Origin of the sequence: Micromonospora sp. (assembly GCF_048594385.1) — a bacterium.
GTDB classification, from domain to species: domain Bacteria; phylum Actinomycetota; class Actinomycetes; order Mycobacteriales; family Micromonosporaceae; genus Micromonospora; species Micromonospora wenchangensis.
Genome location: NZ_JBMDWU010000154.1, coordinates 26,552 through 34,535, shown reverse-complemented (window position 1 = coordinate 34,535; position 7,984 = coordinate 26,552). Strand labels below are relative to the sequence as shown.

The 7,984-nt window shown below is 72.9% G+C and carries 6 protein-coding genes; all 6 read right to left on the bottom strand.

What is annotated here, in order from left to right; all coding sequences use genetic code 11:
- Positions 1 to 96: 96 nt before the first annotated feature.
- On the bottom strand, positions 97 to 2,469 hold the full coding sequence (locus ACOJTC_RS07975) for a glycoside hydrolase family 65 protein (RefSeq protein WP_420116357.1): 2,373 nt from the start codon (positions 2,467 to 2,469) through the stop codon (positions 97 to 99).
- Complete coding sequence (locus tag ACOJTC_RS07970) at positions 2,466 to 3,215, bottom strand: beta-phosphoglucomutase family hydrolase (protein WP_420116356.1); 750 nt, start codon at positions 3,213 to 3,215, stop codon at positions 2,466 to 2,468. The genes ACOJTC_RS07975 and ACOJTC_RS07970 overlap by 4 nt, the downstream gene beginning before the upstream one ends.
- 49 nt (positions 3,216 to 3,264) lie before the next feature.
- Entirely contained in the window at positions 3,265 to 3,732 is a 468-nt protein-coding gene (locus ACOJTC_RS07965; RefSeq protein WP_420116355.1) for a DUF4442 domain-containing protein, read from the bottom strand.
- 135 nt (positions 3,733 to 3,867) lie between these two features.
- Positions 3,868 to 4,170 carry a hypothetical protein gene (locus tag ACOJTC_RS07960; protein ID WP_420116354.1) on the bottom strand — a complete coding sequence of 101 codons (303 nt, stop codon included), beginning with the start codon at positions 4,168 to 4,170 and terminating at the stop codon, positions 3,868 to 3,870.
- 198 nt (positions 4,171 to 4,368) lie between these two features.
- On the bottom strand, positions 4,369 to 5,673 hold the full coding sequence (locus ACOJTC_RS07955; RefSeq protein ID WP_420116353.1) for an ABC transporter ATP-binding protein: 1,305 nt from the start codon (positions 5,671 to 5,673) through the stop codon (positions 4,369 to 4,371).
- A 134-nt stretch (positions 5,674 to 5,807) separates the two neighbouring features.
- Positions 5,808 to 7,982, bottom strand: a complete 2,175-nt coding sequence (locus tag ACOJTC_RS07950) for a bifunctional glycosyltransferase/CDP-glycerol:glycerophosphate glycerophosphotransferase (RefSeq protein WP_420116352.1) — start codon at positions 7,980 to 7,982, stop codon at positions 5,808 to 5,810.
- Positions 7,983 to 7,984: the final 2 nt, after the last annotated feature.

Sequence of the window (7,984 nt, the reverse complement as noted above, 5' to 3'; positions counted from 1 at the left end):
GGTGGCCGACCCCCCACCGGCCCCCAGGTCGGCCCCCCCGACCTGTTGCGGGGGGCGGGGCGCCGGCGCGGTCGCGCCGGCGACCCGTCGGCGGGGTCAGCCGGGGGACTCGGGCAGCCGCAGCAGCGGGGCCCGGCCGGGCGGCTGCTCCGGTGCCGGGCCGCTCCCGTGGCGCTGCGGCACCGGCACGGTCACCGGCGCGGCGGAGGTGACCCGCACGGTCTCGCCGTGGTGCCGCAGCTCCACCACCGTGTCCGGGCCGCCGTTACGCAGCGAGTACGTCGTCTGGTGCGGTCGGACGTCCACCCGCAGCCGCATCGACCGCCACTGTAACGAGAACTCCAACCGGCTCAACCGGCTGGACAGCCGGGGGGCGAACGACAGCTCGCCGTCGTGGTCGCGCAGCCCGCCGAACCCGCCCACCAGCGCGATCCAGGCCCCCGCCAGCGACGCCATGTGCACGCCGTCGCGGGTGTTCTCGTTGAGGTCGTGCAGATCCATCAGCGCGGCTTCCCGCAGGTAGCTGTGCGCCAGCTCGGCGTGGCCCACCTCGGCCGCGAGCACCGCCTGGGTGCAGGCCGACAGGGACGAGTCCCGCACGGTACGCCGCTCGTAGTAGAGGAAGTTGCGCAGCTTCTGCGCGTCGGTGAAGGCGTCCCCCCGCCAGTGCATGGCCAGCACCAGGTCGGCCTGCTTGACCACCTGCTTGCGGTACAGGTCGAAGTACGGGTAGTGCAGCAGCAGCGGGTACTTCTCGGTCGGGGTGTGCGCGAAGTCCCACTCCTGGAGCCGGGTGAACCCCTCCACCTGCTCGTGCACGTCGAGGTCCTCGTCGTACGGGATGTGCATGGCGGTGGCGGCGTCCCGCCACTCGGCCGCCTCCTCCTCGGACACCCCGAGGTCGAGGGCCTCGTCGCGCAGTCGCATCGCGCAGTCGGCGGCGGTGAGCAGGTTCCGCTGCGCCATCAGGTTGGTGTAGATGTTGTCGTTCTTGACGGCGGTGTACTCGTCGGGGCCGGTCACCCCGTCGATGTGGAACCGGCCGTACCGGTCGTGGTGGCCCAGGGAACGCCACAGCCGGGCCGTTTCCACCAGCAGCTCCAGGCCGATGTCCCGTTCGAGCTGCTCGTCGCCGGTGACCAGGACGTAGCGGCGCAGCGCGTCGGCGATGTCGGCGGCGATGTGGAAGGCGGCGGTGCCGGCCGGCCAGTACGCCGAGGACTCCGGCCCCTCGATGGTGCGCCACGGGAACGCCGCGCCGGCCAGGTTCAACGTCCGGGCCCGCTCCCGGGCCTGCTCCAGGGTGGCGTGCCGCCAGTACAGGGCGTCGCGTACCGCGCCCGGCTGGGTGTACGTCAACACCGGCAGCACGAACATCTCGGTGTCCCAGAACGCGTGCCCGTCGTAGCCGGGACCGGTCAGCCCCTTGGCGGAGATCGGCCGGCGTTCGGCCCGCGCCCCGGCCTGGAGCACGTGGAACAGTCCGAACCGGACGGCCTGCTGCACCTCCGGGTCCCCCTCGACCCGCACGTCGGCGGCGTCCCAGAATCCGTCGAGGTATTCGCGCTGCTCCCGGTGCAGCCCGTCCCAGCCGGTCAGCCGGGCGGCGGCCAGCGCCGCGCCGACCTGGTCGCGCAGCGCGGGCAGCGAGCGTCGGCTGGACCAGCCGTACGCGAGGTACTTGACCACCCGCACCGTCTCGCCGGGCTGGAGCACGCAGCCGATGGTGGTCCGGACCCAGTCCTCGTAGCCCTCGGACTCGAGGGTGGTCCGGCCCGGGGCGTCCACGTCGTGGCCCATGCCGGCGGCCACCCGCAACCCGCTGACCTTGGTGCGGTGGATGAGCAGGCCGCCGTCGTCGGTGGTCAGCTCCTCCTCGGCCTGCAACGGCGACTCCAGCACGGCGGCGACCCGGGGGTCGCGGCTCTGCGCCGGCAGGTTCTCGTTGGCGACCAGCTCGGACTGGAGGATCAGCCGCAGCGGGCCGCTGACCGCCTCCACCTCGTAGTGGATCGCGGCGACCGACCGTTGGGTGAAGGAGACCAGCCGGGTGCTGCGGACCTTCACCTCCCGGCCGGCGGGCGAGCGCCAGTGCATCTCCCGGTGCAGGGTGCCGGCCCGCAGGTCGAGGACCCGTTCGTGGCTGAGCAGCTCGCCGTAGCGCAGGTCGAGCGGTTCGTCGTCGACGAGCAGCCGGATCAGCTTGCCGTTGGTGACGTTGACGATGGTCTGCCCCGACTCGGGGAACCCGAACCCGGCCTCCGCGTACGGCAGCGGACGCAGCTCGTAGAACGAGTTGAGGTAGGTGCCGGGCAGGCCGTGCGGCTCGCCCTCGTCGAGGTTGCCGCGCAGCCCGATGTGGCCGTTGGAGAGCGCGAAGACCGACTCGGACTGGGCCAGCACGTCCATGTCGAGGCGGGTCTCCCGGATGTGCCACGGCTCGACCGGGTAGGCGCGTTCCCGGATCATGCGGCCGGCCCGCTTAGCAGCTCGGCGAGGTCGGTGACGACCACGTCGGCGCCGTGGGCACGCAGCTCGTCGGCCTGGCCGGCCCGGTCCACGCCGATCACGTGGCCGAAGCCGCCGGCCCGGCCGGCGGCCACCCCGGCCAGCGCGTCCTCGAACACGGCGGCGTCGGCGGGGGCCACCCCGAGCAGCTCGGCGGCGGCGAGGAAGGTGTCGGGATGCGGTTTGCCGCGCAGCCCCTCGGCACGGGCGACCAGCCCGTCGACGCGTACCTCCAGCAGGGGTTCCAGGCCGGCGGCGGCGACCACGTCGCGGCAGTTGGCGCTGGCCGAGACGACCGCGCGGCGCAGCCCGGCCTGCTCGGCCGCCTTCAGGTAGGCCACCGACCCGGGGTACGCCTGCACGCCGTCGTGGTGGATCCGGTCCAGCAGGACGACGTTCTTGCGGTTGCCGACCCCGTTGACGGTCTCCGCGTCGGGCGGGTCGTCGGGGCTCCCCTCGGGCAGGGTGATGCCCCGGGAGGCGAGGAAGGAACGCACCCCGTCGGCGCGCGGTTTCCCGTCGACGTAGCGGTGGTAGTCCGGGCCGGGGTCGAACGGCCGGAAGGGTTCGCCGCCGGCCTCGGCGTGCCGGCGCAGCAGGTCGTCGAAGGTCTGTTTCCAGGCGGCGTTGTGCACCTTGGCGGTCTGGGTCAGCACGCCGTCGAGGTCGAAGAGGCAGGCGGTCACATGAGCAGGTAGGCCCAGCACGCTACGAATCTATCCAGCGCCCCCACCGGGCAAACCCCCGCCACGCGGGTCAGCGGTTGGGGCGCAGCGTCCACAGGACCGTCATGGTGGCGGTGACGGTGCCGTCGGGGGTGCCGATCTCCACCGCCACCGGGAACTCGGGGCGCTGGCCGGCGTCCAGCTCGGCGAGCACCTCGGCCGGGGGGCGGCCGAGCCGTGCGGTGGCCCGCACCTCGCCCGTCGCCACCCGCCGGTACGCGATGTCGGCCCGGACCGCGAGCGGCACCGCACGGTCGAGCACCTGCCCGAACGCGGCCATCACCACCGCGCCGGAGGCGGTCTCGCCGAGGGTGAACATGGCACCGGCGTGCGGGCCGCCGACGTGGTTGTGGGTGGCCGGCGAGTCGGGCAGCCGGACGACGGCCCGGACCCCGCCCTCGGCCTCCGGCGCGACCTCGACGATGTCGAGCGCGAGTGTGCGGGCGAACGGCACGGCCCGGAGGACCTCGGCCGCCACCTGGCGCGAGTCGATGAACATGCCCCAACGTTACTAGCCGGTAACTTTATGGACAAGGCCACCGGATCGCGCTCCGGCGAGCGGCACGGGAAGCCACCCGGGACGGAGGGCCGGCCGACCGGCCGGCGCACCCCGCCGCGCCCGGGAGAGGTCGTGTCAGCTGACGTTGTAGCAGTAGAACTGCACGCTGGCGGTGTAGTAGTAGTCGCTGATCTTCGTGCTGGTGCTGAAGATGGTGTGACAGTCGATGATGGGGTTGAAGCCGCCCAACTGGGCCTTCCACTTGGCGTCGTTCTCCGCCGACCAGACGGCGAACGTGGGCGAGGAGCCCGACCCGTAACCCGAGTAGTAGCCGACCCCGTTGGCGGCGGCGGACGCGGGGGCCGCACCGGCCAGCAGGGTCACCGCGGTCGCGCCGGTGACGGCGGTGGCCGCGAGAATCTTGTGGATCACGCGCATGACAGCTCCGTTCTGCGTGGAGGGGTTCCCTCGAACCTCACACAGACACCGAGAGTAGGCAATCGATTACCGAATAGTCGACAACCAATTGACGGCACGGGCGGGTTCCGTCCGGCAACCCCGGCCCGGACGGAACCGGGTACCGAGCCGGCCCCGCCCCGCCGACCGTGCGCACGACGGCGCCCGTCACCGGACGGGTCAGCGCCAGCCGACGTCGATCCGGTCGCCGCGTTCGTCGAAGAAGTGCAGGGCGTCCATCCGGACCGCGACCGCCATCGGGTGCCCCGCCGAGATCGCCGGGTACGGGGCCAGCCGGACCGCCAGTTCGGCCGGGCGGCGGTGGTGGCGGCCGGGGTCGTTAAGCACGCTGGTGCGGTTGCCGTCGGATGCCCTGTCGTTCTCCTCCGGGTCGGTGGCCCGCCCGGTGAGCCGGGACATGACCTGGCCGAACCGGCGCAGCCCGCGCTGGCCGGGGACCGCGTCCTCGGCGGGAGCGCTCATCTCGTCGACCATGATGGCGGTGGCGCCGATGTCGCGGAAGGCAAGCGACTCGTGCCCGTGGTGCTCCAGGTAACGCACCCGGCCCTGGAGCACGTCACCGGGGGTGTCCGGGGCGACCGGGGTGAGCGCCTCGGCCCGCATCCCGACCACGATCCGCTCGCCGTGGTAGTGCGCCACCGCCCGACTGCGGATGTCGTCCCACGGCAGGTAGAGCGCCTGGTCACCGAGAGTCAGCGTGACGTACCGGTCGAGGTGGACGTAGACCGACGCCTCCAGCAGGTTCATCCGGGGGCTGCCGAGGAACGCCGCGACGTAGAGGGTCGCCGGGCGGCCGTAGACCTGGGTGGGAGTGCCGACGTCCTGGAGCACGCCCTTGCGCATGATGGCCACCCGGTCGGCCATGGTCAGCGCCTCGGCCTGGTCGTGGGTGACGTAGATGGTGGTGACGCCCAGCTCGCGGGTCAGCGCGGAGATCTCGGCGCGCAGCTCGGCCCGCAGCCCGCTGTCCAGGTTGGACAGCGGCTCGTCCATCAGGAACAGCCCCGGCCGGCGGACGATCGCCCGACCCATCGCGACCCGCTGCCGCTGGCCGCCGGAGAGCTGGCTCGGCTTGCGGCCGAGCACGTCGCCGATGCCGAGCGCGCTGGCCACGTCCTGGACCCGCTCACCCCGGGGCACCGGCTCGACCCCGGACAGCTTGAGCGGGAAGCCGATGTTGTCACCGACGGACATGTGCGGGTAGAGCGCGAAGTCCTGGAAGACCATGGCGATCTTCCGGTCGCGCGGCGGCAGGTCGTTGGCGACCTCACCGTCGAGCATCACCGCACCGGTGGTCGGCTCGGCCAGGCCCGCGATCATCCGCAACACGGTCGACTTCCCGCAACCGGACGGGCCCAGCAGCACCATGAACTCCCCGTCGACGACGTCGAGACTGACGTTGTCGACGGCAATTGTCCCGTCCGGGAATACCTTTGTGACGTCCTTCAGCGCGACGGTGGTCACCGTCTCCTCCCCCAGCTTGGCCGAACCCCGGGTTGACTGTGGCGAGCATCATGGGGTTAGCACATCGGGTAAACGTGCCATGTTCGGCTGATGACAGCCCTATTACGGGCCAGTACGGCGATCCGCCCGGATCCTCACCCTGATTCGCCGAGAAACACCCGCCGGACCACCCGTTCCGCCGCGTGCCCGTCCTCCCAGCCGCAGAACCGCTCCCGGAACGCCCGTCGGGCCCGCTCGGCCGACGCACCGGTCACCGCGTCGGAGCGGAAGACCTCCCGGAGTTCGTCGAAGGTCAGCGCGACCGCGCCCGGCGGCTCGGCGGTCACGTCGAAGTAGACCCCCCGGGCCAGCCGGTAGGCGTCGTGGTCCGGCGCGTAGATCACGATCGGCCGGTCCAGCACGGCGTAGTCGAACATCGCCGACGAGTAGTCGGTGACCAGCACGTCGGCGGCCAGGTAGAGGTCCTCGACGGTGCCGACGTCGCCGACGTCGACCACCCGCCCCTCGGCCCGCCGCCGGACCCGGCCCTCCCGGTCGTGGAAGTAGTGGCTGCGCACCAGCAACCGGCCGGCCGGCCCCAGCACGTCCAGCAGCCGGTACGGGTCGAACGGCGGCCGGTAACCGGGCAGGTGCTCCCGGTGGGTCGGCGCGTACAGCACCACCCGCTCGTCCGGGGCGATCCCGAGCCCGGCCCGGACCGCGCGCACCTCCTCGGTGGTGGCGGTGACCAGCCGGTCGTTGCGCGGGTAGCCCACCTCCAACCGGACGTAGTCCGCCGGGTAGGCGCGGTCCCACATCTGGGTGGAGAAGGCGTTGGAGGTGATGCTGTAGTCCCAGCGGTCCACCCGGCGCAGCAGCCCCGCGAAGTCCATCCCGACCGCGCCGAGCGGATACCGCTGCTGGTCCAGGCCCATCACCTTGACCGGGGTGCCGTGGTGGGTCTGCACGTGCACCTGGCCGGGACGCTTGCGCACGAAGTCCGGGAAGTTGACGTTGTTGACCAGCCAGCGGGCCCGCGCCAGCGCCCGCTGGGCGTCGCGGGTGCCGGCGACGACGTACTCGGTGCCGGGCGGGAGGGTGTCGACCCGGTCCCGGCGGACGATCCACACCCCCCGTACCTGCGGGGCGAGCCGGCGGGCGGCGGCGTGCACCGCCGCCGGGTTGCAGGCGTAGCCCCGGTACCAGTAGGCGGCGTAGACGGCGAGCGTCGGGTCGATCGGCCGGCGCAACTCGGCCCGGTAGTACTCGTGCAGCAGCGCGTCGCGGGCCAGCCGCGCGGTCCGCCGGGCCACCGGCCGGACCCGCCGCCCGGTCGTCCGCGTGGTCTCCCGGGCCTGGCTGACGGCGCGCAACGCGCTGAAGGTGTGCCACCGGCCGGCGGCGACCAGCCGGTGCTTGAGCCCGTCCCCGCCGTCCGGCACCGGGTAGCCGCCGGGCGGGCGGAAGCGCCGGTGGTCGGCGGTGATCCGCCGGAAGAACGCCGGCCGCAGCGCCGGGGCGATCCGGTCGCCGTTGCCGAGCACGGTCAGGTAGTGCCAGATCATCCGCTCGAAGACCACCGGGCGCAGGCCGGCCAGGTCGGGCCGCCCGTCGAGGAAGGCGAACACCCGGTGCCACTGGTCGAAGACCTCGAAGTGCCGGTCGTCGAGGGTCCGGGTGATCGCGCCCGCCCGGCGCTGCCGGTAGTGCACGCAGACCCGGTCGAGCACGCCGATCCGTCCGGCGGCCAGCAGCACCGGGTAGCTGAACGCGACGTCCTCGTACCAGCCGGGGGCGAAGCGCAGCCCGAGGCCGGTCAGGAACTCCCGGCGGACCAGCCGGTTCCAGGCGGTGTGCAGCAGGCGCAGCGCCTCGGGCCGCTCCGCCAGCCGGAACGTCGCCGCGCCGGGCGGATCGGGGAAGACCTCCGGCAGGGCGCTGCGGGTGGCGTGCTCGTCCCAGTGCACCCGGACGTGGTCGACCAGCAGCACGTCGGGGCGGGTGGCGGTGAGCCGGTCGGCGACCTCGGGCAGGCAGTCGGGGGCGAGCCGGTCGTCGCCGTCGAGGAACCAGACGTACTCGCCGGTGGCCCGGTCCAGCCCGATGTTGCGGGCCGGACCGAGCCCGACGTTGCGCGGCAGGCGTACCGCCCGGACCCGGGGGTCGCGGGCGGCGTACTCGTCGAGGATGTCGCCGCAGGCGTCCGGGGAGGCGTCGTCGACCCCGATCACCTCGATGTCCCGGTACGGCTGGCCGAGCAGCGAGTCCAGGCACTCGCGCAGGTAGCCCTGCACCCGGAAGGCCGGTACGACGAAGCTGATCAGCGTCATCC

Excerpts from the sequence above, each read along its gene's own strand:
- ACOJTC_RS07965 (WP_420116355.1), bottom strand. The coding sequence starts at position 3,732 with ATGTTCATCGACTCGCGCCAGGTGGCGGCCGAGGTCCTCCGGGCCGTG.
- ACOJTC_RS07960 (WP_420116354.1), bottom strand. The coding sequence starts at position 4,170 with ATGCGCGTGATCCACAAGATTCTCGCGGCCACCGCCGTCACCGGCGCG.
- ACOJTC_RS07950 (WP_420116352.1), bottom strand. The coding sequence starts at position 7,982 with ATGACGCTGATCAGCTTCGTCGTACCGGCCTTCCGGGTGCAGGGCTAC.
- ACOJTC_RS07975 (WP_420116357.1), bottom strand. The coding sequence starts at position 2,469 with ATGATCCGGGAACGCGCCTACCCGGTCGAGCCGTGGCACATCCGGGAG.